Here is a 1,699-nt window from a genome sequence, read left to right as displayed (position 1 = left end):
CCACGCACGAGCGCAGGTGTTTCTTGCCCTGTGCCTTCGCCTCGTCGTCGCTATCACCAACTACGAGCGTGGAGACAATCCGGGAAGTACGATCATCACGGTGTGACAAGAGTTCTATGACACCCTCTTCTCAGAAGGTAAGTTCCCACTGTCCTTCAACCAGTCCTCTTTGATATTAGACAATAGAAGTAAGCAGTAACCATCTAAAATCCAGTCTCCCACCGTCATTTGAACTGCTTTCGTGCCGCCAAAGTCGTCTGGACCAAACATATCTCCCCACCGTTCTAATTTGAGCGGGTCATTTGGCCCAGAAAAGATGGCGCTATAACCATCAACTACAACCTCAACTGAATCAAAATACTCTATCACGGCATCATCTCTTATATCATTGAATGTGCTCTCTGAGAGATTGCTTTCTGTATAATAGTGGAAGAGAGCAGACGCTGCGGTAAACAGCAGTCGTTGTCTATCAATAATCGCTTGTGGAAATCGTTCTTGGATAGCCTCTAGAACGTCAATTCGAACATCGGGTGATGGCTCCTCCTGCACTGGATTTTCACTGCTCCTTATCCAGTTGATTTCACTCCTGATGGCAGACTCTCTCTCGGAAGAATAATATTCCTTAGTCAGATTCCAACAACGCTTAAATCCTAATGTTGTTTCTTTTTCCAGCGAATTCTTTAGGAGCCATTCAAGCTCCTCAAGCGATCTCTGATTATACCGATAAAGATGTTCAAACTCCGTCAGCGAATCTGCATTAGTAACATCTGTCCCAAGTAATATTTCGCGGAAGGATAAGAGAGGGTACTCCAAGTGAGGTACTTCGCTAGGTGAGCGAACGTAACAAGAACGCAATCGTGTTAGTGCATTACTCACAGGAGAATACAGACGAGCTTCCCTCCACCGAAAACCCGTCGCCGCAATTGTATCAATGACAACTGTTCGAAAGTCAGGTTTTTCTAATTCAATTGTATGATCATGGATTTCTTGCAGATCGTTATAAAAAGGACCAATTGGATCTGTACTTAATGACCAGCTCCAGTCCCCTTCCTCACTAACATCCTCGTAATATGTTTTTACTAATTCTTCGTATATCTCACAAATCGATTTAAATCGGGGTTCGTTCCCTTCTCGAATCGCTTCAAAAGCTAATTGTCGAAGTTGGCTGCGGGAATTGGCAAACTCTTCGTCATCAGTTCCCCAGACTGGATTTTTTGAGACCTTGAATATCTTAGAGAGTTTGACTGAGTCGATGGACTTTTCATCGCTGTTTCCAACCTGTACCAAAGTAGTATTCGGCTTGATTCTATCTCCGATTTGGACCGAGATCTGGACATCCCCTTGTCCACCATTCTCATCCCAATTTTGAGTTGTAAGGGATTTAACATTCTTGGAATTTATATCTGATAAATAACCGTCTGCTTTACCACCATCCATATCTGCTCCAGTAAATCGTGTAGTGCTGTCCAGAAACCGTCGAGATCCTGTGAACTGACCAACTCCAATCCCAGAGAGAGACGTAACGAGTTCATCTGCTGCTGCACGAAGTCGTTCTCGATGGATTCTTTGTCTGTACGTGTTTAGCCCCAATGAATTTCGCCACTGTCTCGTAGCAGGCGACCAATCGGGGAGATATGCACCTTCAGCAAGGGCTAGTTGAACATCTCCAGGGATGGTCTCAGCTCGGAGACCATCCCGG

Annotated in this window: 1 protein-coding gene and 1 pseudogene; one reads left to right on the top strand and one right to left on the bottom strand. The window is 45.0% G+C overall.

Annotated elements, in window-relative coordinates; all coding sequences use genetic code 11:
- Positions 1 to 106 (top strand): annotated as a pseudogene (locus tag EOW68_RS18250) (IS5/IS1182 family transposase); the annotation flags it as partial.
- Positions 107 to 114: 8 nt separating this feature from the next.
- On the opposite strand, the gene EOW68_RS18245 reads toward EOW68_RS18250, so the two are convergent.
- The coding region (locus tag EOW68_RS18245; RefSeq protein WP_431359063.1) for a hypothetical protein at positions 115 to 1,699 on the bottom strand (1,585 nt) is incomplete at its 5' end.

The sequence above is a fragment of the Halovenus amylolytica genome (assembly GCA_004015825.1).
GTDB lineage: Archaea > Halobacteriota > Halobacteria > Halobacteriales > Haloarculaceae > Halovenus > Halovenus amylolytica.
This window is presented reverse-complemented; position numbering and strand designations above follow the sequence as displayed.